The 23,609-nt window shown below is 36.7% G+C and carries 24 protein-coding genes and 1 pseudogene; 9 read left to right on the forward strand and 16 right to left on the reverse strand.

What is annotated here, in order from left to right; genetic code table 11:
* Nucleotides 1–375: 375 nt before the first annotated feature.
* On the forward strand, nucleotides 376–1,254 hold the full coding sequence (locus MHH66_RS26060) for a cell wall-binding protein EntA (protein WP_063219411.1): 879 nt from the start codon (nucleotides 376–378) through the stop codon (nucleotides 1,252–1,254).
* An 85-nt stretch (nucleotides 1,255–1,339) separates the two neighbouring features.
* Nucleotides 1,340–1,642 (forward strand): DUF3910 family protein, encoded by a 303-nt coding sequence (locus tag MHH66_RS26065; protein ID WP_063219412.1) that lies wholly within the window; start codon nucleotides 1,340–1,342, stop codon nucleotides 1,640–1,642.
* A 194-nt stretch (nucleotides 1,643–1,836) separates the two neighbouring features.
* Here the strand turns inward: MHH66_RS26065 and MHH66_RS26070 are convergent, their stop codons facing one another.
* The 3 genes from MHH66_RS26070 to MHH66_RS26080 are packed head-to-tail and all read right to left on the reverse strand — an operon-like array spanning nucleotide 1,837 to nucleotide 5,277.
* Nucleotides 1,837–3,216, reverse strand: coding sequence for a zinc ribbon domain-containing protein (locus MHH66_RS26070; protein ID WP_063219413.1), 1,380 nt, complete (start codon nucleotides 3,214–3,216; stop codon nucleotides 1,837–1,839).
* 13 nt (nucleotides 3,217–3,229) lie between these two features.
* Entirely contained in the window at nucleotides 3,230–4,783 is a 1,554-nt protein-coding gene (locus tag MHH66_RS26075; RefSeq protein WP_078184849.1) for a hypothetical protein, read from the reverse strand.
* Nucleotides 4,784–4,788: 5 nt separating this feature from the next.
* Nucleotides 4,789–5,277: a zinc ribbon domain-containing protein gene (locus tag MHH66_RS26080; protein ID WP_002034798.1), complete on the reverse strand. Its 489-nt coding sequence runs from the start codon at nucleotides 5,275–5,277 to the stop codon at nucleotides 4,789–4,791.
* Nucleotides 5,278–5,435: 158 nt separating this feature from the next.
* Between MHH66_RS26080 and MHH66_RS26085 the strand changes: the two genes are divergently transcribed.
* Together MHH66_RS26085 and MHH66_RS26090 are read left to right on the forward strand one after the other, a co-directional pair.
* Nucleotides 5,436–7,055, forward strand: a complete 1,620-nt coding sequence (locus tag MHH66_RS26085) for an SWIM zinc finger family protein (RefSeq protein ID WP_063219415.1) — start codon at nucleotides 5,436–5,438, stop codon at nucleotides 7,053–7,055.
* Nucleotides 7,039–9,795 carry a DEAD/DEAH box helicase gene (locus MHH66_RS26090; protein WP_002129993.1) on the forward strand — a complete coding sequence of 919 codons (2,757 nt, stop codon included), beginning with the start codon at nucleotides 7,039–7,041 and terminating at the stop codon, nucleotides 9,793–9,795. The genes MHH66_RS26085 and MHH66_RS26090 overlap by 17 nt, the downstream gene beginning before the upstream one ends.
* A gap of 99 nt (nucleotides 9,796–9,894) precedes the next feature.
* Here the strand turns inward: MHH66_RS26090 and MHH66_RS26095 are convergent, their stop codons facing one another.
* A complete protein-coding gene (locus tag MHH66_RS26095; RefSeq protein ID WP_063219416.1) occupies nucleotides 9,895–10,380 on the reverse strand; it encodes a VanZ family protein in 486 nt (161 codons plus the stop codon).
* A 111-nt stretch (nucleotides 10,381–10,491) separates the two neighbouring features.
* Between MHH66_RS26095 and MHH66_RS26100 the strand changes: the two genes are divergently transcribed.
* Entirely contained in the window at nucleotides 10,492–10,716 is a 225-nt protein-coding gene (locus tag MHH66_RS26100; protein WP_078184850.1) for a DUF1659 domain-containing protein, read from the forward strand.
* A 21-nt stretch (nucleotides 10,717–10,737) separates the two neighbouring features.
* On the forward strand, nucleotides 10,738–10,953 hold the full coding sequence (locus MHH66_RS26105; protein ID WP_002034804.1) for a DUF2922 domain-containing protein: 216 nt from the start codon (nucleotides 10,738–10,740) through the stop codon (nucleotides 10,951–10,953).
* A gap of 20 nt (nucleotides 10,954–10,973) precedes the next feature.
* On the opposite strand, the gene MHH66_RS26110 is transcribed toward MHH66_RS26105, so the two are convergent.
* On the reverse strand, nucleotides 10,974–11,372 hold the full coding sequence (locus MHH66_RS26110; RefSeq protein ID WP_002034805.1) for a DUF4359 domain-containing protein: 399 nt from the start codon (nucleotides 11,370–11,372) through the stop codon (nucleotides 10,974–10,976).
* 194 nt (nucleotides 11,373–11,566) lie between these two features.
* Here MHH66_RS26110 and MHH66_RS26115 point away from each other — a divergent pair, with 194 nt between their 5' ends.
* A complete protein-coding gene (locus MHH66_RS26115; RefSeq protein ID WP_078184851.1) occupies nucleotides 11,567–12,073 on the forward strand; it encodes a competence protein ComK in 507 nt (168 codons plus the stop codon).
* 54 nt (nucleotides 12,074–12,127) lie between these two features.
* Here the strand turns inward: MHH66_RS26115 and MHH66_RS26120 are convergent, their stop codons facing one another.
* The 7 genes from MHH66_RS26120 to MHH66_RS26150 form a co-directional block, all read right to left on the reverse strand.
* A complete protein-coding gene (locus tag MHH66_RS26120) occupies nucleotides 12,128–12,598 on the reverse strand; it encodes a sigma-70 family RNA polymerase sigma factor (protein WP_078184852.1) in 471 nt (156 codons plus the stop codon).
* 232 nt (nucleotides 12,599–12,830) lie between these two features.
* A complete protein-coding gene (locus MHH66_RS26125) occupies nucleotides 12,831–13,001 on the reverse strand; it encodes a hypothetical protein (protein ID WP_165689463.1) in 171 nt (56 codons plus the stop codon).
* Between the two features lie 82 nt (nucleotides 13,002–13,083).
* Entirely contained in the window at nucleotides 13,084–13,752 is a 669-nt protein-coding gene (locus MHH66_RS26130; protein WP_078184853.1) for a Yip1 family protein, read from the reverse strand.
* Between the two features lie 15 nt (nucleotides 13,753–13,767).
* A complete protein-coding gene (locus tag MHH66_RS26135) occupies nucleotides 13,768–14,466 on the reverse strand; it encodes a Yip1 family protein (protein ID WP_078184854.1) in 699 nt (232 codons plus the stop codon).
* A gap of 127 nt (nucleotides 14,467–14,593) precedes the next feature.
* Nucleotides 14,594–15,793: an ABC transporter permease gene (locus tag MHH66_RS26140; protein ID WP_033709581.1), complete on the reverse strand. Its 1,200-nt coding sequence runs from the start codon at nucleotides 15,791–15,793 to the stop codon at nucleotides 14,594–14,596.
* Nucleotides 15,790–16,470: an ABC transporter ATP-binding protein gene (locus MHH66_RS26145; protein ID WP_002089682.1), complete on the reverse strand. Its 681-nt coding sequence runs from the start codon at nucleotides 16,468–16,470 to the stop codon at nucleotides 15,790–15,792. Before MHH66_RS26145 ends, MHH66_RS26140 begins: the two co-directional genes overlap by 4 nt.
* Complete coding sequence (locus MHH66_RS26150) at nucleotides 16,467–17,651, reverse strand: efflux RND transporter periplasmic adaptor subunit (protein WP_078184855.1); 1,185 nt, start codon at nucleotides 17,649–17,651, stop codon at nucleotides 16,467–16,469. The genes MHH66_RS26145 and MHH66_RS26150 overlap by 4 nt, the downstream gene beginning before the upstream one ends.
* Nucleotides 17,652–18,088: 437 nt before the next feature.
* On the opposite strand from MHH66_RS26150, the gene MHH66_RS26155 reads away from it, so the two are divergent.
* Complete coding sequence (locus MHH66_RS26155) at nucleotides 18,089–18,280, forward strand: helix-turn-helix transcriptional regulator (protein WP_002089683.1); 192 nt, start codon at nucleotides 18,089–18,091, stop codon at nucleotides 18,278–18,280.
* Nucleotides 18,281–18,793: pseudogene (locus MHH66_RS26160) on the forward strand (DUF3278 domain-containing protein).
* 143 nt (nucleotides 18,794–18,936) lie between these two features.
* Here the strand turns inward: MHH66_RS26160 and MHH66_RS26165 are convergent.
* From MHH66_RS26165 to MHH66_RS26180, 4 genes are all read right to left on the reverse strand, one after another.
* Nucleotides 18,937–20,271: an MFS transporter gene (locus MHH66_RS26165; RefSeq protein WP_002130007.1), complete on the reverse strand. Its 1,335-nt coding sequence runs from the start codon at nucleotides 20,269–20,271 to the stop codon at nucleotides 18,937–18,939.
* Nucleotides 20,272–20,290: 19 nt separating this feature from the next.
* Nucleotides 20,291–21,325, reverse strand: coding sequence for an ABC transporter substrate-binding protein (locus tag MHH66_RS26170; RefSeq protein ID WP_033731088.1), 1,035 nt, complete (start codon nucleotides 21,323–21,325; stop codon nucleotides 20,291–20,293).
* A complete protein-coding gene (locus MHH66_RS26175) occupies nucleotides 21,322–22,104 on the reverse strand; it encodes a DUF3919 family protein (protein ID WP_012262015.1) in 783 nt (260 codons plus the stop codon). The genes MHH66_RS26170 and MHH66_RS26175 overlap by 4 nt, the downstream gene beginning before the upstream one ends.
* A gap of 66 nt (nucleotides 22,105–22,170) precedes the next feature.
* Nucleotides 22,171–23,601 (reverse strand): HAMP domain-containing sensor histidine kinase, encoded by a 1,431-nt coding sequence (locus tag MHH66_RS26180; RefSeq protein ID WP_002034822.1) that lies wholly within the window; start codon nucleotides 23,599–23,601, stop codon nucleotides 22,171–22,173.
* Nucleotides 23,602–23,609 lie beyond the last annotated feature (8 nt).

A 23,609-nucleotide genomic window follows, 5' to 3' on the forward strand; every position in this document is an offset into this window, starting at 1 on the left:
CTTGTAACAATTATGCGGTTTTTTGCTAGTATATAGCGCGTGTTTATAACTTCACAAACGAGATGTTTATGTTTATATAACTATATTACCCATAAAACGGTAAAATACTCAAGGGATGTAACTGTATAGTAATCATTATGTAACACCTCTGTAATATTTTTATTTACACCGAAAAAAATATGTTGTATTAAATATTTTGAATATAACTAGAAACCTACTAATTATATGGAATGAAAAACGCTTTCCTCTCATTCTAGCTATATTACAAAGTGTTAACGACTTATTACGAATGGTTTGTAATTGTGTGTTTTCCCAAAATCCGAAAAAATCTGTTGCTATAATGAGGACACGAAAACAAACGCAATGGAGGCTATCATGAAAAAATTAATTGGAATAGCAACAGCAGCAGTTTTTGGTCTTGGGATTTTCACCGCATCTGCTAATGCAGAAACTGTTGTAACAACAGACGTACTAAACGTACGAGAAAACCCTACTACTGAATCAAAAGTTGTCGGTAAATTACAGAATGGTCATAAATTAGATGTTCTAAATACAGAAAACGGATGGTCACAAATCAAATTAGATGGTAAAGACGCATTCGTAAGTGCAGAGTTTACAAAGAACTCTTACTATGTAACAGCTAACGTATTAAATGTACGTGCTGAAGCGAACACAAACTCAGAAATTCTTGGAACGCTTAAGAAAGACGATATGATCGAAACAACGAACCAAGTACAAAATGAGTGGTTACAATTTGAATATAACGGGAAAACAGCTTATGTTCACGTTCCTTTCTTAACAGGTACAGCACCTGTTATCGAGAAACAAGAACAACCTGCTCCTGCTAAAACTGTAGCACCAGCTAAAGCTCAAGCACCTGCAGCACAAGCAAAACCAGCTGCTAAGCCTGCTGTGAAAGCTGCTGAGACTAACACACCTTCTGGTGGTCGTGAGTTAACAGTTGTAGCTACGGCATATACAGCTCACCCAAGTGAAAACGGTGGCACATACGGCGGCCGTGTATTAACTGCAATGGGTCATGACTTAACAGCGAACCCAAACATGAAAATGATCGCTGTTGACCCGAAAGTAATCCCATTAGGATCTAAAGTATGGGTAGAAGGTTACGGAGAAGCTATCGCTGGAGATACTGGCGGTGCAATTAAAGGTAACCGTATCGACATCCTACTTGGATCAGATAGCGCTGCTCAAAAATGGGGACGCAAAACTGTTAAAGTGAAAATTTTAAAATAACCAATGACTGCTAAATTATAGCCGGTTCTCTTTATTGAGAGCTGGCTTTTATTTTTTATATAATACATATAAGGAGGTGACGTCCATGAATTTACAAGCTAAGGTAGACTGGGTCGGTACACCAAAGCCGTACATATATAAAAATGATGTAACATATGATGCAATCGCAATTGACTTCTCACTAACAAACGATGACAATCGCTATAAATTAATTGTGCTCAAGTCTGAAGAAAATACACATTACAAACTCGTACAATACGGAATAAAACCAGGCTCTCAAAAGCCATTCCCTATTGATATTCCATTCGAGCAAGAAATGCTACCCCTCATAAAGCAAATATTAAATGATACATATGTACAAGCGATATTAAAGGAAGCCCGCTTCTAATTGCAAAAAAGGATATTACCTAGTAGAATTTTCCAACTAGGTGATATCCTTTTTACTTTCCCTTCATGAACACGAGTAGAGAAAATTATATCAACGGTTCAACATGGAATATCGATTTACCGATAAAGATTGACAATAGCGGCAAGCTACCTAAAGAAAGAGGCTGTTCAAAATTGAACAGCCTCTTTCTTATATTAACGAGTCGGACCAGATACTTCCTCTGATTTCAGCGTATTATTCGCTCCAAGAGAATGGTACAATATCTTTCCATTTCCATTAACAGTAACGATATGGTCATTATTAAAGCTCTTGAATTTTACAGAGCCATCACCGTAACGAATATGATATTCTTCATATGTCGTTACTTTATATTTCGTCGCACTTTGACGTTCTACATTGCGAATATTCATTGTCAATAAATCTTCTGTAATGCCTTTTTTCTGTAGATATTGTAAGTAATCACGGTCTTCCTTATACGATTTCCCGCTCTTATCATAATCATTTTCAATTAAACTAAAATCGTTTAATGCAATTGCACGTACGTTATTATAAATATGATTTTGTACAAAATCTCCAACTGCTGAACTAGAAGCTTCTTTTGGGAACTTTAAGTAATATGTACTTTGATCTCCAACTTTAATACTTTCAGATTTCATCACACCAAATTCAGCGTTTTTCTCTAAATGTACTTCTACCGTTTCATCCGTCGGTACAGGACCAAGTTTATAACTTCCGTAATTTAACTTTCCACGTTTCTTGCCATTAACAAATACAGTTGCATCATTTTCATCAGATGAAATGGTTACATAATTTCCTTCAAGTGATAAATTCACTTCTACTGTCCCATTCTTTTCATCTGCTAAATCCACTTCTTTTTCTGTCTCTAATTCAGCAAGTTCCGTCTTCGCCTTTGCCTTTACAACATAAGCACCCGGGAAGTATGGACCTAATTCTTTCGAAGTTTTATCACTAGAAAGCTCTGTTTCTTTTTTATCATTCACATATATTTCAGCATTCTTTGCAGTTGTGCTAACATTCATGTAATACGATTTCATGCTGAACTTATACTTCGGATACAAGAACCATTCTTTCCCGTCTTCTATAATTTTCCCATCTTTAAAAGATGCTTTATCACTTGCTAACTTTTGATCTACTGTCTCTCTTTGCAAATATGATAACAGTTCTTTATTATAAGAAGGATTTTCTTTTAAATAACGGATATACGCCTTAATATCTTCTGTCTTAACCTTTAAGGTTGGATCGTCCACTTTCAAAATCTCATCGATTGCATTCACATCTTTACTTTGGAATGCTTCAATCATTGCATTTACTTGCTTTTCCTTCGAAAACTTGCTCGCACCGAATTTATATGCGCCAAATAAAATAGCAAAAACAATGACAAAACCTATAAGTAAAAACATGTTCTTCTTACTTTTCACTGGCTTTGTTTCTCTCCGCATTTCTGAATGAGAAGAAGCTGTTTGATCAGCAATTTCTTCTACTTTACTTCCGCAATCAGGACAAAAGTTCAAATGATCCGCAACTTGTTTATTGCATGTTCCACAAAACTTCAAGTATTTCTCCCCCTTATTTTTTTACTAATTTCATACCCGCGAATGTTAATACGTAAGAAATAAGAAAACTACCTACTATTAAATATAGCGTGTTACTTTGAATAGATAATATCGGTCCAGAAATTCCAGCGAACTCCTTCATAATTTCCTTACTTCCTGAGGCTGTAATATGAATTTTTGCTAATCCATTTACACAAATCATCATCACTGTATAAACAGCGCTAAACACTGCTATAGTTACGTACATATTTCGCATACGATATTGAGCCAATTTCATTCCAGCCCTAACTAGTAGAATACATGGTAGAAGAATTAATAATCCCCACCAATGTAAATACGAATTAAAATCATCAATATCTTTTATACGATCAGCACTAGCACCATTAGCGATTTCCAGGTCTTTTAAAGACGTACCCTGTATTGATATGCCTGACATATACGATACATGCAGTGGCCCTTTTTCGACTGAATATCTATGCATTTCTCTCTCCATATTTCCCCACTCAATTTCAGTTGGAGAAAGGTGGGCCATATTCCACATGAAAGGTGTTGCTTCTAAAGAAAGTAATACTTTATACGCCTTCTCTGGAAAATCAATTGGACCCATTGATTTTGAACTACTAAATAAAATCGTAATAAGTATAATACCAAATGTAATAAGTAGTCCTTTCAAAACAGTCACTATACTATAATAAATAGACGTTACATACGGGACAAACTGACTAGTAGAAGAAAGCATACGATGTGGTCCTGCTTCAATACTCATACCAATAAAGCTGAATAATAGGCCAAATATAATACCAAACAATAAACTAACAACATGAGAATATACAACATCAATAGTCATCGTTTGATAGAAATAAGAAATAGATGTAGAAGAACTTGCCATAAAGCTTACAATACATAAGAAAATACCGTATATCATGCCAATTACACATGATGTCATGAACTTCTCTCGCCAACTAATTGAAGGTTTTTTTCTTTCAACAAAAAATCCACTTCCACCTAATATAAGTGCCGGAATAGTTACCAAGATGAATAATGGCATATGAAGAAGGAATGACATCGTGTATGCCCCGCTCCCGCTAATTTCAATACCTATTAAATGACACATTAAAATTAATGGTGCTATACCAATAAATGATTGATTAATGGTATTCATATTCAACATACCATCCGTATTTCTAACCGCTGTCTCCACTACATCATTTATAGCAGAATTTATTATTAAACTGCCAATGAAGCCTGCAATGAACATACATACAATTGCAAAAGCACCACCGAATAATCCTTTTTTCAGCATACTTCCTGATACATTTACATGTAATTGCGCTCCTGCATTTGGTAATTTCATGTTCGATTCTTTTTGGGCGACTCCTAATAAAGAATCACCGCATTTCTCACAATATGTAGCATATTCTTTACTTTCCTGTCCACATGTTCGGCAATACTTCGAAGATTGCGGGACTAACATAACATGGCTATCTATACTATCCGTACTTGAGCCGTCATGTGTACAATAGTTTACTGCCTCCGGCTGTTCTAAACCGCAAATTTTACAATACATGTTCCTCACTCCTTACTTTGCTTCATACCACATGCTGGACAGAATGTAGCTTCCGTTGCAATTTGTTCACCACATGAAGAACATGCTTCTTTTTCAATATTTTTTGATTGAAGGAGTAACTCATTTTCTTTACCGCACTGCCCGCAAAATTTATCATTTAATGATAATGGACCACCGCAACTACACTGTCCTTTTTGTTCTTGTCTCTGTAAATTAGAAATTTGTCTGCGCGTGTTATAAATAGCAACATCAAGCTCTTGCACTGGTGCTACAATAGCTTTCAACAAATCTATTCGAACTTCATCATCACGAAGTTGCATATATACCGTTTGACCAAGTTCAAGTAAAATTTCAGTTTTTTCTTGTAACTTCTCTTGTGTAATCTTCTTTAATTGCGCCATTTCCTGTGCTACTTGCAACTTCATCTTTCCTTGCTCAATTCCCTCTTGCAACTTATTCATGCCATTACCAAACTTCGATTGTAAATCTGACAAACAAATTCTCTCCTTTTAATTACATAGTAATATACAAAATTAACATTATATATATTACCATGATTTTCTAATTGTGTAATTAGAATTTCATTTTTTCTGTTTTGAGCATTTTTTGTTTATAATGGTAAAGGAAAGAAATCTGTGTACGGAGGAATATTATGCTGCAAGACTCAATTACGAAAGATGAAATTATGATGATTGCGAATGAGTTCGTTCAAGGGCTTGATCCACAGCAAGTTGCTGATCAAGAGCATGTCGCTACAGCTCGGCACCTATATCGTAGTGGTGTTGTCTATAACGTTGACTTTGATGGCTATACGCTATCCGGAACTGTAAATGCTGAAGGCAGTGTATATAGCGTTCACATCCCGATTCGTAATGTCACTGAAAGCTATTGCGATTGCTTCGCGCCGACGCAATGTCAGCATATGCTTGCTGTGTTACTATCTGCAGCTTCTAGTTTTGGGCAAGTAGGAGATGTATTAACTTTATTCAAAAATAATACAAAACCTTCTCTTCCTCCTATTCGAACTGCACGACAAGTATTGCAATCATCAGCTTTTGAAGAAATGGATTATAAAAGTTGGCAAACATACTTTGAAAATGAATATGAATCATTTAAAAAAGAACAAGCGCGGCTCACTTATAAACAAATGTATTTTCTTATGAGTCTTTTTACAGACTTCTATACAAAATTAGAACGGAAAGCTCCGCGCATCGTTGCTATTCATGAATTATTTAAGTTGCACGCGGCACTTTATTGCTTTCAAAAATTATTAGAAGAAATTCAAGAATTTGAAGCAAACAAACTATATTCTTATCACCAACCAGTTAACGTCGTTCGCCTATTCGTTGATAAAGTTGAATCTACCGTTAGGGACCTAAAAACAGAGGCGATTCCAGAAGAATCCAAACCGATTTTAGAAGAAACAGCGCGGCTCATACATGAAGCATTCTTCTCTACCGATGCCTATACACAAGAGCGATTCTTCATTTATCGTCACGTATGGGGTGAACTGTTAAGAACAGAGGAGCAGCTACAAGAAGAAAAAAAACGAATCGATACTAAAATCAATCCACTTTCCAAAGCATTAGCATCTTCTCACCTGCTCTTTTTAAACGGTGAAGATGTATCGGCAATGGAATTACTGGAAAAACAACCTTCTTCTGTTGTGAGCCTTTACTTCTATTGGTTAGAAGAGCTATTAAGTGCGATGGAGTGGGACCGCGGGAAAGATTGGCTTTCCTTTACTTATAAACAAGTAAAAGAAACGATAACGGAACAAGAAAATACCGTCTTCATACAAGATATCGTTCGATTATTTGTGATGATGTATGAGACATATGCAACACATACGAATGAACAAGCGGGATTAGAAATGATTTTACAAGAACTATTACCGTATAGTTTCACAAATTATGAACAATATGTACTTGCGAAGAAACAATACCATGCATGGACGGAACTTCAGCTCTTATATGGATTCGAAGTAATCGAACTTTTGAAAGAACCATTGAAAGATATTGAAAAAGAAGCGCCCGAAGCAGCACTTCCTCTTTATCACCATGCCGCAATGGAAGCAATTGAAGAGCGAAATCGCAAATCATATAAACGTGCCGTTCGTTACTTAAAGAAATTACGTATGCTTTATAAACGACTGAAGCGAACTGATGAATGGGATGCTTTCATTATTCATATCGCTAACTTACATTCACGTCTGCGTGCACTACAAGAGGAATTACGGAGAGGAAAATTAATCGATGATCATACAAACTGAAGTAACAATTAGGCTCCAGCACGTTAGTCAAGGTTGGTTCCTTTGGGGAGAAGATGATAGCGGTACGCTCTTATCCGTAGCAACTTGGAAAAAAAATGCATTCGCATGGCACTCTACTTCTTTCTACGGAACGTTTTTAAAAGAAGCAACGTATGAGGGAAAACAAGGCGTTATGTTAACGAATGCACAGGCATTTGAATACATCGCAAATAAACCGATGAATTCATTTGCAAATATGCAAATGAACGGTCCTATTACGGCACTTACAAAGGACGCAAGTGAATTATGGGACGCTTTCGTCAGCGGCAGCTTCGCACCTGACATGAAGCATTGGTCTCAGCAGCCATCTTGGAAAGTTCAGAATACTTCAATTGAAGATGACATGTTAGCATCTCTTTTCTCTGCCGCTGTGAACGAAAGTATTTTGCAAGATGCTCGCTCAAATGACGGATGGGAAGATGCAAAGAGACTATACGAACATTACGACTTTACGAAAAGGCAATTGGAAGCAGCACTACATGAAGAGGATTGGCTTCGAAAAATTGGTTACATTGAAGATGACCTTCCATTTACAGTCGGCTTAAGACTACAAGAACCGCAAGAAGAACTTGAAATGTGGAAGCTTGAAACAATCGTTACACCAAAACGTGGTGCACATCGCATATATGTATATGAAAGTATCGATTCCTTACCAAAACGATGGCACGATTACGAAGAACGTATCCTTGAAACACAAGAAGGATTCAGTAAGCTCGTACCGTGGCTAAAAGAGGACGACAAGTTCCGAGAAGAACTCTTTGAAACGGAAGCTTGGAACTTCTTAACCGAAGCAAGTAATGAATTACTGGCAGCAGGTATTACAATTTTACTACCATCATGGTGGCAAAATTTAAAAGCAACAAAACCGAGGTTGCGTGTACAGCTGAAGCAAAGTACAGCACAAACACAGTCTTTCTTCGGCATGAATACGCTCGTTAATTTCGACTGGCGCATTTCAACGGACGGAATTGATTTATCAGAAAGCGAATTTTTCGAACTCGTTGAACAAAACAAACGTCTTTTCAATTTAAATGGTCAATGGATGAGACTTGATCCTGCCTTTATTGAAGAAGTAAAAAAACTAATGCACCGTGCCGATAAATATGGACTTGAAATGAAAGATGTGTTGCAGCAACATTTATCTAATACGGCAGAAACAGAAATTGTAGAAGACGATAGTCCGTTTACCGATATTGAAATCGAGCTAGATGGATATTACGAAGAGCTTTTCCAAAAACTTCTACACATTGGAGATATTCCAAAAGTAGATGTACCATCTTCGCTACAAGCAACACTCCGCCCGTATCAACAACACGGTGTTGAGTGGTTACTATACTTACGAAAGCTTGGATTTGGAGCGTTATTAGCCGATGATATGGGACTCGGAAAAAGTATTCAAACGATAACTTACTTACTATACGCTAAAGAAAACAATCTCCAAACAGGTCCTGCATTAATTGTGGCACCAACATCAGTCCTTGGAAATTGGCAAAAAGAATTTGAGCGTTTCGCACCAAGCTTACGTGTTCAGTTACACTATGGAAGTAACCGATCTAAGGATGAGTCATTTAAAGATTTTCTTCAATCAGCAGATGTTATATTAACTTCTTATGCATTAGCTCAGCTTGATGAAGAAGAACTTAGTACGTTATGCTGGGACGCTGTTATTTTAGACGAAGCACAAAATATAAAAAACCCACATACGAAACAGTCGAAAGCAGTAAGAAACCTACAAGCAAATCACAAAATTGCTTTAACCGGTACACCGATGGAAAACCGACTTGCTGAGCTTTGGTCTATTTTCGACTTTATCAATCATGGGTATCTCGGAAGCTTAGGACAATTCCAGCGCCGCTTCGTCACACCGATTGAAAAGGACCGCGATGAAGGAAAAATCCAGCAAGTTCAGCGGTTTATCTCGCCGTTTTTACTGCGTCGTACGAAGAAAGATCAAACGGTCGCATTAAACTTACCAGATAAACAAGAACAGAAAGCTTATTGTCCACTAACTGGTGAACAAGCTTCCTTATATGAACAACTTGTTCAAGATACATTACAAAATGTAGAAGGATTAAGCGGAATTGAAAGACGCGGATTTATATTACTTATGCTGAACAAGCTAAAACAAATTTGTAATCACCCAGCCCTTTATTTGAAAGAAGAAGAACCACAAAATATCGTCGAGCGCTCTATGAAAACAAAAACGGTAATGGAGCTCATCGAAAATATAAAAGACCAAAATGAAAGTTGCTTAATCTTCACTCAGTACATTGGCATGGGGAACATGCTAAAAAGTATGTTAGAAGAAACATTCGGTCAGCGCGTCCTCTTCTTAAACGGGAGCGTACCGAAGAAAGAGCGTGACAAGATGATTGAGCAGTTCCAAAACGGAACGTATGACATCTTCATCTTATCGTTAAAGGCCGGCGGAACAGGATTAAACTTAACTGCTGCCAACCATGTTATTCACTATGACCGTTGGTGGAATCCAGCTGTAGAAAACCAAGCAACAGACCGTGCTTATCGCATCGGTCAAAAACGCTTCGTTCACGTTCATAAGCTTATTACAACGGGAACACTTGAAGAGAAGATTGATGAAATGTTAGAACGAAAACAATCATTAAACAACGCCGTCATTACAAGCGATAGTTGGATGACCGAACTATCAACCGACGAACTAAAAGAATTACTTGGCGTATAATGTGAAGGCTTTTACGGGCAGTTAATGCGGGATAAGGTGGATCTTTCTATTCCCACAAATAGCGGGATAAATGAAAAAGGAGCAAATCTCTAACTGAGATTAGCTCCTTTTTCTATTCCAAAACCAATTGCTTATTATAATTCCTGTTAACCCGCCGCACGTATCAAGCAATGAATCTTGCCACATCGGTGTACGGTCTCCCGTAAACCATTGATGAATTTCATCAAATGTTGCATACCCCGCAACGAAAAGGAGGGCATATGCAAAGCACCTTTTTCTCGAATAACCCGATCGATGAAAAGCATAATACGTCAATGAACCGAGCATAAAGAACACCATAAAATGAGCACCTTTACGAAGGAAAAACTCAACAAATCCACCTACACCTTTATTTGCGATACTAACAGGTGTACCTCCCCCATAATCGATAGATACCCATGAAAAATGCTCCTTCACAAAATCAACATTTATATATTGCTCAATATCCGAGCGCATATCCTGTTTTTTATATGGCTGTGCTGAAGAATAGAAAATAATCCCCATCCATAGTAATACAGGAATCCAAAATAACCATTTACGATTCATTCTTCCGAAAACCCCTCTCTTAGTCTTTTAAGAGTACCAAAAAAAAGAAAAAATTTCACGCCAAAACATGACATTTACACCCTATTTATAAAGTGAAAGGGGGTGATAAACATGGCAGTTGAAACAATCGTAATGGATTTAACTTTACGCCTTGTATTAAACGGAGGATTAGACAAAAACGGTAAAACAGTTTTTAAGAACAAGCAATTCAAACGTGTGAAAACAAATGCAGATTTAGGACAAGTATATGAAGTAGCACGTGCTCTTGCTTCACTACAACAATCATCACTTCACGCTGTACAACTTGTAAGCACGTCAGATCTTTCTAATCTATAATTAAAAAGGAGGGAATAAAGCATGCAAGTACTAGAGTTAATTTTCGTGAAAGAAGATGGAAAAACAGTTGCCTTTTCTATCGAAAATCCCATCACACCAGTAAATGAACTAGTCGTAAATCAAGTAATGGATACCATTCTTTCTTCATCTGTATTTTCATCAATTAGTGAAAATACTCGTAAAAAAGGGGCTCGCCTCATAGAAAAAAACGTATCTGAAGTTCAGATTACTCCGTAAATCAAAAAGACGAATCTGCATTATTTTGCAGATTCGTCTTTTTTCTTCGGCATTTCAATTGGAATAAAGATGTTTGAAAAACCAACACAAACATACTTATAATTCTCTCCGCCTAAATCAAACTCTGTCGTATATGTTGAGAAGAAAATATAATCATTTCGCTTTGTATAATGCTCAATTAATAATCCAACTTGTGGTTCAACATACTTATTTGCTAATTTCTTGCCCGCTGATGCTAGATCGCCAAGTATACCCTCTTTGTTTTCTTTCTCAACCTCTTCTAGCTTCTTACTCACATCATTACGCTTCATAAATTGTTTTGCTGCCCAATCCGTATATTCTCCCTTACCCGGATTACTGTTTGCTAAATAAACTAAGAGAACAACAGCTAGAGCCATAATAATATACTTTTTCTTCATGCTATATCACCGCCTACTCTTTTCTATTTTCATATATATGTACAAGCGATGCAAATTAGAAAGACTATCATCTATTGATTGTAAACGAACCGTAAAAATTTACAATACGAAACAAAAGATTAATAATAATTTTACATAATTCGTATATAATTATATTCGGAATAATAATTTTTATAAGGGAGGATTTTAGAATCATGGATAATGAGAATGATATTTTTATTTCTAGTTCTACAATGATGCTCGAACCTTGCAAACACCCTTATTACCGGACAAAAATTATCGACAGTAGCGGAAACCCTCTGTACTCTTGCCAAACAGCTATCCAACTCATAAAGAAATCTTGTCTAACACATGTTCATTCTACTTATCAAGGTAGACGTCATGCAGTCCAAATAAACTTTAAGCTCAAACAAAATGTTCCAATTCCGATTAATCACAAAGAATATATTTGCGTTTTCCCAACAGAATCTCCTTCTTCTCCAAGCTGCATTTGGTTGTTCTATAACCATATAGATGAGATAGAGTTTCCCAAAAAAACTAACAAAGCTAACATTCGTTTTTTTAACGGAACTACCATAACAATACAAATAGGTTCTCATAAGTTACAGCAACAATTTTTGAAAGCTGGACATGTATTATCCCGAATGAACATAAAAGATTCACTACACTCAAAAACCCTCTTGCCACATTTACTGCCTTAAAATAAACAGAATGGAAGGCAATATTTCTCTTGCCTTCCATTCTACTTATTATTCTTATCCCCTTACACTATCCCTTATTTTCTCAAGCGCTTGTCGATATACCCATCTCACTTGATAGTACGTCATCCCCATTTCAGAAGCTATCTCCCCCATATTTTTCCCTGTAAAAAATCGCTCTGAAATGATATGCTTCTCCCTCTCATCTAACACACTCATAAAATCCTTCGCCCTCGTTCCTGCATCTTCACACTCAAATCGTTCCTCATACTCGTCCGTGCATACATAGCGCTCTTGCACTACGCATTCTTTCTTCAATCTTTCCAATATATAACCACGTACCGTTACAACAGCATAAGCAGGAAAACTCCCTTTCTCCTCCTCATACCTTTCATACGCATGCCAAAGACCAATTAAACCACATTGATAATACTCTTCATAATCTTGGTAAATATTTAACCTCTTTATTTGATTTACAATCATACCTTCATACAAAACAACCGTATTTGCAAAAGTCGCTGGCTTCACACAGTGCCCGTTTCTAAAAGGTATACCTCTTCAGTATTCCGCGGTACCTCTACAATATAAAATGAGAAAGGAAATTTCATTGTGGGTAATTTCAAATACTGCTGCTGGAATTTGAAATTACACTAGGCAGTATTTGAAATTCTAATAGGGGTATTTGAAATAGGGGTAAAAATAAAAAAGGTTCCTCCTATACATTAGAAGGAACCTTTTGTTTATATATTGGCAAACTATATTACTCTTTAGCTATGTTTTTGAAAAATCTATCGATCGCATATAAACCAGTAGCTAAAATACAGCTTGTAACCCCAACAAATACATATGGATTCTTATTCGGCATATATTCTACAGCTAACAACGTTACGACTAACATAAACAAAACATTTGCTAAAAATTTCTTAAGCATATGTATATCTCCTCTTTATAAAAATAATGCTGCGATTTTTTATAATCGCAGCATTTCTTTCTAGTGACGTAAAACATCACTATTATTGGAACATTCCTTTTACCGCGCCAAATCCAGTAGTTAAGATAAAGAAGACAACCATAAGAATTGTTGCTTTCTTTTTACTTAAACCAGCCGTAATTTGAAGACCTAACCATGTAATAACAAATCCCCATATCGTGAACACTTCAATGCTATTTGCAATACCTTTTGCAACACCACCACTTGAAGCGAAAATCGGTCCTAAACCAGTATACATTTCTTTCCCTGATCCGCCTAAAACAAGTGCTAATACTGTGTTTATTAATAAACCAAGTAATGAAATAATGCTTGAATACACACTAATCGTTAATAATTTCTTATAAGAAGTATCATTGCTCATTAACATCATTAATACTTTATACACTGCTGCACTAATAAAGAAACCTATCGCCATACCAATAGCACCAAATACTGCACCCATACCAAACGACATTATAGGTGTAACGTTAATACCCAAATCCTTATTCATCTTAATCGCCTCAGGGGTTAAAGAGTCTACATAAACAGCAAGTCCACCAACAACTGCTCCTAATAAAACAAGTATCCAAAATGCACCCCAAACCGCATTACTAGTTTTCATTCGCTCAAACTGAACTCCAGGAGAAGTAATCATTCCAAATAATGACGGCTTCTTCGCACCTGCATCTTGCGTATTAATATTCATTTCCATTATAACGCCTCCTTATTATACTGGCATATTAGGTAAAAACGCCGCAACTAACATAACAATTGCCGCTAAGAATACCGCTTTAATAATGAATAAAACGATAATTGGAACGGCCGCTTTCACTTTACTTAATCCAGCTGTAATTTGTAACCCCAACCAAATTAAAACGATATTCCATAAATAGAATACTTCAATCGTATTCCCTATTCCGTAAGCAACTGAACCTTCCTCAAATAACGATCCTAAACTAGTATACGAAGTTAACCCATCGCCTAAAATTAAAGCTATAATAGCATTAATAAGTCTACCAATAATAACGACAACATTCGTATATACGATGATCATTACTAATTTTTTATAAGAAGTATCGTTTCCAAAAAACATCATAAATACTTTATATATAGCTGCAATAACAAATGTTGCAAGCATAACACCTAAAGTACTCGATACAGTACCGTAAATAACGTCCGATGTAAGTGAACTCTGTCCTGCAAATTCACCTAATTCTTTTTGCAATTTAATCATCTCAGGTGACGTATGCATAACATATGTTTCCAAACCACTTGCAAGTCCTTGTAACAACGCAACTAAGAAGAACATACCCCAAACCTTTTCACTCGTCTTCATTCGCTCAAACTGTAAGCCTGGAGCAGTAATCATTCCAAATAATGACGGCTTCTCTCCGCTAACTTTTTGCGTATTCAAATTCGCTTCCATTATAACGCCTCCCTCTATTTATATAACCCGTTCTAACGGGCGGTTCACATCCTCATGTAGAGGCTACGAACCGCCCATTAGAACGGTAATGTGTAGTAGAGACTCCCTTCTCTACTACACTAATAATTTACTCATAACGAAGTGCTTCAATTGGATCTAATTTCGCAGCTTTGTTCGCTGGAATTAATCCGAAGATAATACCTAGTGTCATAGAGAACAATACTCCCCCAACGACAACTTCCCATGAAACGAGCGGTGGCCACTTCGCAAATGTGGAAACGATATATGCCCCGCCATACCCAAGACCAATTCCGATTAAACCACCTAGAAGCGTTAACATAACTGCTTCTATTAAAAACTGTAATAAAATTTTACTACGTGTTGCTCCAAGTGCTTTACGTACTCCGATTTCACGCGTACGCTCCGTTACAGATACGAGCATGATATTCATAACGCCAATACCACCAACGACTAATGAAATACCAGCGATACCGCCGATGATCATCGTCATAATATTAGTCATTTTTGAAATACCTTCTTGAAGTTCTTTTAAATTCATAACCTCGTATTTACCAGTTGCATCACTCGGTTTACGACTATTTAAGACATCAGCAGCTTTTTTACCTGCTTTTTCTAAATTATCTACATTTTTCGCTTGAACAGAAATATTTTGAATTTCATCTTTTCCATACAGTGTCGGCCATAATGAAATCGGAACTAGTGCTTCTGATGGTCCCATTCCCATAAACTCGTTATCTGATTTGTAGACACCGATAATTTGCATCGGTTGCCCCTTCATTTCAATAATTTTACCGACTGGATTGGCATCCTTAAACACCTTATCTTCCATTTGTTTACTAATCATGACAACATTATTACCTTGATCCACATCTGATTCTTGTAAAGAACGTCCCTTTAACAACTTTACTTTATTTACTGAAAAATACTCACTGTCTAATCCAGTAATACTCACCATTTCTATTTTATCTTCAATATCAAGTGGTTCCATACTTGAATTTGTTGTTACAACATGTGCGATATCTGGAATTTTTTTAATTTCAAAAATATCTTCTTCAGTTATCTTCGGTGCTTCTACCATCGCCATACCAAAAGGATCATTCATATCGGCACTATAATGAATCGGTACCGTTTGATTACCTGATCCAACAAATTGGGATTTCAGTGCAGCTTCCCCGCCTTGCCCAATCGCAACGACGGTAATAATAGAGCCTACACCGATAATAATCCCTAGCATCGTCAAAGCTGAGCGTAGTTTATGAGCTAAAATAGACGATAAGGCAATTTTCATACTATCTAGTAAACTCATACTGCACACCTTCTATCTTCTGTAATTTTCCCATCTCGCAGTACAATGCGGCGGGAAGAATACGCGGCTACCTCTTCTTCATGCGTAACCATAACAATCGTCGTACCTTCTGCATTTAGCTTCGTGAAAATATCCATAACTTGTGCACCAGACTTCGTATCAAGCGCACCTGTCGGCTCATCGGCCATAATGAACGTTGGATTATTTGCAATCGATCTCGCAATCGCTACACGTTGCTTCTGTCCACCTGATAATTCACTAGGTAAATGGTCTACTCTATCTGATAATCCAACTTTTCCAAGCGCTTCAAGAGCTCTTTGACGACGCTCTGCTTTCTTCACTCCACCGTAGATGAGCGGCAGTTCAACGTTTTCCACTGCGGAAAGACGCGGCAGTAAATTAAAGTGCTGGAACACAAAGCCGATATATTCATTACGAATTAAAGCTAGTTTTGACTCGTCTGCTGTTAAGATATTCACATCATTCAACATATATTCACCTTCTGTTGGACGATCTAAACAACCGATAATATTCATAAGCGTTGATTTACCAGAACCAGACGGTCCCATAATAGAAACGAACTCACCGCTTTGAATTGTTAAACTAATACCATGTAAAATCGGCACTGCCAATTTTCCTTGATAATATGTTTTAGCAATATTGTTTAACGTAATCATTTCTCTTTCACTTCCATTCCGTCATACACGTCGTCGGAAGGATTTTTAACCACCTTTTGCCCCACTGTTGCGCCTTCAACAATCTCTGTCCAGTCTCCATCAGTAGAACCTTTTTTCACATTTTGTTTACGAAGCTTTCCTTTCTCTTCAATATAAACAAATGCATCTTCGCCTTTTTCTACAATGCTCTTACTTGGAACAGCAATCATCGTCTTATTCTCTAAATTTACTTGCAGAGAAACGTGATAACCTGGAGATAAACCATCTTGGCTATCAAGACTTGCTTTATATGTATATTGAGACATATTTTGAGTTCCCTCACCAGCAGCTTGAGCCATCTCTGCACTCGTTGGGAATTCACTTACTTCCGTAATCTTACCTGTCCACTTCTTCTTATTATTTGCTTTCGCAGTTACAGTGAACGTTTGATCTTTTTGAATTTGTGACTTTTGAAGCTCTGTTAAAGTCCCTTGAACCTGGAACGGGTCTTTAGAAGCAACTTGTAAAAATGCTTTCCCTTGACCACCTAACGCCTGAGATGAACTTTGCGCTGCATCCTTATCTAACTTCTGTACAACACCAGTAAAATTACTATAAATCGTAAGTTCTTTCTGTTTTTTACTTAACTCTTCTTTTTGTAACTTCCCTTTTTCTTTCTCAAGGTCAGTTGTTTTCTGAGCCATTTCTAACTCGCTTACTTGCTCTTCCATCGGGTCTGTTACTTCTTTCCCAGCCCCACTATCTTTTACCTTCTTAATTTCTTTCTTCAATGAATCAATCTTCTTTTTCCCTTGATCGTAACGCATATCAGCCATCTTCTGATCAAGATCAGCTTGCTTCATTTGAAGATTAATTTCTTCATTATCATAAGAGAATAATTTCGTTCCCTTTTCTACCTCTTGTCCTTCTTTCACCGCAATATCTTTCACTTTTCCTTTAGTCGGATCCGCATAAAAACTTTCAATATTCCCTGGCTTCACCTGACCAGAAATTAACTTCGTATTATTAAGCTTACGCTCTGTCACTTTCTCAAAGCTCACAGCATCAGTCGTCGCTGTACCTTTCTTCTTACCTTGCATAACAAAAATATTAACTGCTGCTACAATAACAATTAGTGCAATAACTCCGATGATAATCCATTTCTTCTTCTTGTTTGGAGTACGAACCGTATTTGGTAACATATTCTCTCTCCTTTTATATCTTAATAGTTTAATAGATATTTAATTGTATAAAACTTTCGGAAAATTGCATCCCCACTTACATTGTTACACTCATTTTACAAAGTTTTACACAATCATTTATATTGTAACAAAAATACCAATGATTAGAAATATGACATTCTATCTTTTAAGATAGTTTTAAGGAAAAGAAAAATCCAATTTAAATTAGTTTTTTGGTATTTAGATGATACATTTTCATCTTACACAACATCAATTTCATGCTCCCTCCTTTACTAAAGAACTTCCTACTAATTTGAATTATTAAACTAAATTCCCCAATTGTATCACCCTCATTTTTGTCATATATATTTGACATTTTATTTATCCAAGTGTAGAGTGTCATATATATGTGACATTTCGGTACACGAAGCCTACAACTATTAATAGGAGGTTTATATTTGAATAACGTTAAAAACTATCGAAAATCTGAAGGCCTGTCTCAGCTAGAATTAGCTAAAAAAGTTAATGTGGCTAGACAGACAATAAACTTAATTGAAAACAATAAATATAATCCTTCTTTAGCTTTATGTATCGAATTAGCAAAAGCGTTAAAAACAGATTTAAACAGCCTATTTTGGGAGGGAGATTAAATGATGAAAATTGAATGGAAAGAAAAAGTTTATAATAATTTTATTGGAACAATTAGTGAAAGAGATGAGTATCAAAAACAAGAAATCAATAAAAAATTAGCTATAGCTGGAATTGGTTTATGGTGGTTAAATATGTTGGTAATGCTTATTATGTTACTCGTCGATACTATGAACCATACAATATCTATAGGCACTATATTTATTTTTCTTATTAATATGATTTAAGCTAATTATTTAATCTTTAAATTGAAAAAAAAGGGCCTAAATGATACTGAGTGTGCAACAGAAGAAGAGTATTTAAAACATAAAAAGACATTAAAAAAAGCTGGCTTAAAAGCAGGTGCACTTTGGGGCTTCCAAATGTTTGTTTTTATGAATTATATCCTTCCCTATTTAGGTTCAGAAGAAATCTCGGTTTCTTTATTTAATGTTGTGCTTTACTGCTGTGGTGGCGGATTTTTTGGTCTATCCATGTATATAGTCGGTTTATTAAATCTAAAAAAATTATATTAAGTAACTAGCCCCTCAGTAACTGAAAGTACTATTTAATATATAAGCGATTTACACATAAAACTTTAATTTTACATATGATCGTCCTTTCAATTATTAAAAAAGCGATCCAAAATAATAATTGGATCGCTTTTCTGAATAAACTATTACGCCACTTTAGGACCTTTTCTCTCATGTCCACGTTGAACGATAAATAAGAATACTGTTGATAAAATACCGCCTGCTAATAGTAAGATGAAGCAGCCATCCCAGCCAGAACGATCAACAATAACACCAATTGCTGCGTTTGCTACAAGACTTCCGCCTACATAACCGAACAGACCACACATACCAACTGTTGTACCTACTGCAAATTTCGGTACTAATTCCATCGCACTTAAACCGATTAAAAACTGTGGTACGTAAATTAAACAACCGATAATAGAAACGGCAATACTTACAACAAGTACGCTAGATGCTTGCCAATATACAACCGTACCAACAACAACACCAGCCATACTCATAATACATAATGGCATACGTTTTCCTTTAAATAATTTATCACTTAAAAGACCAACGATTAATGAACTTGGAATTGCCATACCTTCAAAAATCGCGTATGCAGCATGTGCTTCATTTTTTGAAAAACCTTTAACTGTTGTTAAATAAAGCGGAACCCAGTTAATAACACCGAAACGAATTAAGTAAACAAATGCATTTGCAATACATAAATACCAAACGAACTTATTTGTCACTACATATTTCATTAAAATTTCTTTTGGTGACATCTTATTAGCATTATCTGCTTTTTCAAGATTTTCATAGTCATTACGATACTCATCAATTGGAGGAAGACCTTCAGATTCTGGTGTATCCTTCGCATTAATCCAAACAAGAACTGAAATTACCATTGCGATAATCGCTGGGAAAATAAACACGCCGCCTTGCCAATGATTTTCACCAAAAATACCTACACCAATTCCAACAAGTGGTGGCACTAGCATTCCACCAACGTTATGTGAAATATTCCAAATACCTGTTTTCGTACCACGTTCTTTCTTCGAGAACCATTTCGTCATAACGATACTACAAGGTGGTGCTCCCATTCCTTGTACAATACCATTTAGGACAAGTAATGTAACAATCATCCCAAATGAAGATGCAAAGCCGAAGCAAATATTTACAAGCCCTGATAAGAACAATCCGACTGCGATAAAACGCTGGGCGAAAGCTTTATCTGATAAATTCCCCATAAAGAACTTACTAAATCCATAAACAATCGCCATTACTGAACCTAGTAGTCCAATTTGAGCTGTACTAAAACCATATTCTTGCACTAAATACGTGCTTGATAACGTAAAGTTACTACGAACTAAATAATAAGCAGCATACCCAACTGAAATTCCCATTAGCACACGAATACGCAGTAATGTATATACTTTAGCGATCATATCCGCTGGTAACCTCTCAATTGCAGGTGCTGGCTTAAGCCATTTAAACATATTCTTTCGTCTCCTTTTCTCACTGCTGAGAGAGACGCTGTCTATTCCATATCTCGATTATTCCGCTATTTGATATTTTTTGGTTTGCCCTTCTAACCGGCTGTCCTTCTATTTCTTTCTCATTCTTCGCAAACATCGTTGGTACGCCAAACGAAACTTTTTCTAAAATATGCCCCGCTTCTTCCGATAAACAATAATCAATAAATAAATCCGCAATAATACCACTCGGCGCACGCTTTAGTTTCGAAATCGCATTAACGGACAACCCTGTTTGCTCAGGTTCGTTACTTAAAATAGGAAAGCCTTGTTTTTGAAGCATTCTCTGATCTCCCGCAAAATTGATGCCTATCATATATTCACCGCTCGCAACCAGTTCTGCAGGCATATAACCATTCACCGTTACTTCACCAACTTGCCTTGCAAGATTCTTAACATACTCTTTCGCTTCTCTTTCACCTAAAGTATCAATAAGTGATTGAAACAAAGTATATGCTGTGCCGGAAACATTTGGATCAGGCATTGCAATCTTATCCGTATATACCGGATCTAATAAATCTTGCCACCTTGATGGATATGGAAGACCGAGCGGCGCTATTTCTTCATTCCACCGCTCTTTATTAATCGCGATTGCCAGTTTCTCCACTTCATAACCGTACCAATAACCATCTTTATCTTTAACAGTCTTTGAAATACGATTCGCATGCTGGGTCGTAACAGGAATAGAAAGGTTCTTTTGCTTCATCATTTGATGCGCATCTACTGTACCGCCAATAATAATATCCGCCTTCGGATTTCCAGCTTCCTCTTCTACTCTCCGAAGAAGTTCTTCTGTCGATAGACGAATAAATTCATATGTACACCCGCGTTGTTTACAAAATGACGAAAGCAAAGCTTCACCAACTTCCTCGCGGGCCGCTACATACGCAACGAGATGACGATCATCCAAAATAGGGAGACCACTTTTATTATATTTAATAGAGGTTGTATCTCGAGAGCAACTAGACATCGCTCCTCCGATTACTAGCAAAAAGAAGAAAAAGGCTATCTTTCTCATGACACACTCTCCTTTACAAGGAATTCTGCTAGGGAGCCCTTCATATACATGACATTCCCGTTATTATCACCGAGATATTGCACAACAAAGTACGATGGATACACAGAAATAGTTAGAATATCCTCCCGCTCATTCTTTACACGTTTGCCTGTTTTATAGGCAGTAATATAAGCAATCGGCTCATTCTGTGATTGTAATAATTTCTGAATTTCTCCGTAATCTGTAATTTGCTTTGCGTATCGAATAGAATCAAATATTTGCGTAAGATCTATAGTACGTATTACATCCCCTTGCCTCACTACAACTTCCTTTGCCTCCGCAAAGAAATTACTAATGCGCTCTGGTGTATAATACAGACTTAACAAATACGTTTGAAATGCTGAGATCATCGGATCCGTACCATTCTTTCCGTATATATTAGCCTCGTACTGGAACAAGTCACCTACTGCAAAAGTACGTTTATGTCCATTCAAGTACGTTACTTCTCCAGTAAATACTTGTTCTTGATTCCTCGCTTCTCTCGGTTCTATTCGAATTCGGTCAAAGAATGAAACAATCGTATGCAAACGAACTTCATCCGTTACAACAATTTCTCCCCACTTCTCATGCCTTACTTTCACTTCAGTAGGAAGGGATTCATTCACTCTTTGTAAAACGGCTTGTTTGTCATCCACAATTGTGATTCGATTATATATTTGCTTCTCAATAACATAAAACAAAATAAGAGAAACGATCATACAAAAGACAAACATAAGAATTTGAAATGATAGCCTTTTCATTTCTGCCTACCTCCAAGATAAAAAAACGTTGTTTCGAAAATACCGCATAATTGTTTCATAAATGTATCATTTAACCGCTTTCAAGTTTTTTATGTCTTCCATCCGTCTCGGAAGTAAAAATGTAATGCATATTGTAGTTCCCATTTCTTCACTACTCTCAATTCGCATACTTCCGCCTTGCTTCTTCATAATCTCCTGACAAATGTATAAGCCATAGCCATTCCCGTAACTTGAAGGAAGCACCTTACCTTCCGGAGACTCATTCCATTCTGCAAGCACACCTTCGTCCATACCAATACCATCATCATGAACAAAAACCTTTGCTTCCTGCTCATTTATAATTACATTCATACGAACTTGCGTAGCATCACTATATTTAATCGCATTATCAAGCACATTCAAGAAAATTTGCTTCGTCTTATCAAAATCCGCAACGACGTGTACTTCTGTTAACTCATTCATAACTTCAATTTCAAACTGCTGCAACCTAAGTTTCACAATCGAAACCGCTTCTTCTGCCAATTCTTTAATATTCACGACTGTAGGTGACACTTCAAACGTACTCTTCCCGTACTTTGAAGACTTAAGTAATTCCTCTACAAGTGATAATAGACGCTCACTTTCTACAGACACATAACGGAGGCTCTCCTGCACATCCTCCTTCGACTGCAACTTCGGAATTAAATCCACATAACCGATAATCGCTGTTAGCGGTGTTTTCAGCTCATGCGTAATGCGGTCCAAGAAATCTTTCTGTTTCTCTTTCTCTTCCTTCAGCTGCTTAATATGCAGCTCAATCCCATCAGCCATCGCATTAAAGGACGCTGAAAGCTGCGCAATTTCCACATACTCATTCAGCTCAATCTTACTTTCATAATCTCCATTCGCAAGCCGATATGCCATTTGCCTTAACTGATCAATTGGTTTATGAAGAGACTTCGCCAAACGAATCGCAAAGAAAATACCAGCAGCTACTAAACAAAGCGATGTCATTAAAAACGTCCAACTTACATTTGTTAAAACTTCCTTCTCATCCGTTAACTCATTTATAAAACGAATACTTCCAATGACATCGTTTCCATAATAAACCGGACTTGAAAACAAAAGAATTGGAGCTGGGTCTCCCTCCTCGAAAACATACGATTTCTTTCCCTTCAAAGAACTCTCAATGTCAATATTCCGATGAAGTAACGCTCCTTTTTGTGTATCTGCAACAACATCTCCATTCTTCCCAATCATCTGCACCCGGACATCCATTCGCTTCGCTAAATACGAAGCAATTAAAAGCGAATTAGGACCTAACGTCTCCACTTCTGCTTCCTTCTCTAAATAATTCATCGTATAAATTTGCGCTTCCACACTTAACTTTTCTAAGGAATCTGCCGCATTATGATACACATTCTTCTCCAGTGCAATATAAACCACCGCATACAAAAGAACAAGAATTGGAATCAACAACCCAACTATTCCAAACACCATATTTCGTTTTAAAGACATATCATCAC

Origin of the sequence: Bacillus sp. FSL H8-0492, from assembly GCF_038006145.1 — a bacterium.
GTDB lineage: Bacteria > Bacillota > Bacilli > Bacillales > Bacillaceae_G > Bacillus_A > Bacillus_A mycoides.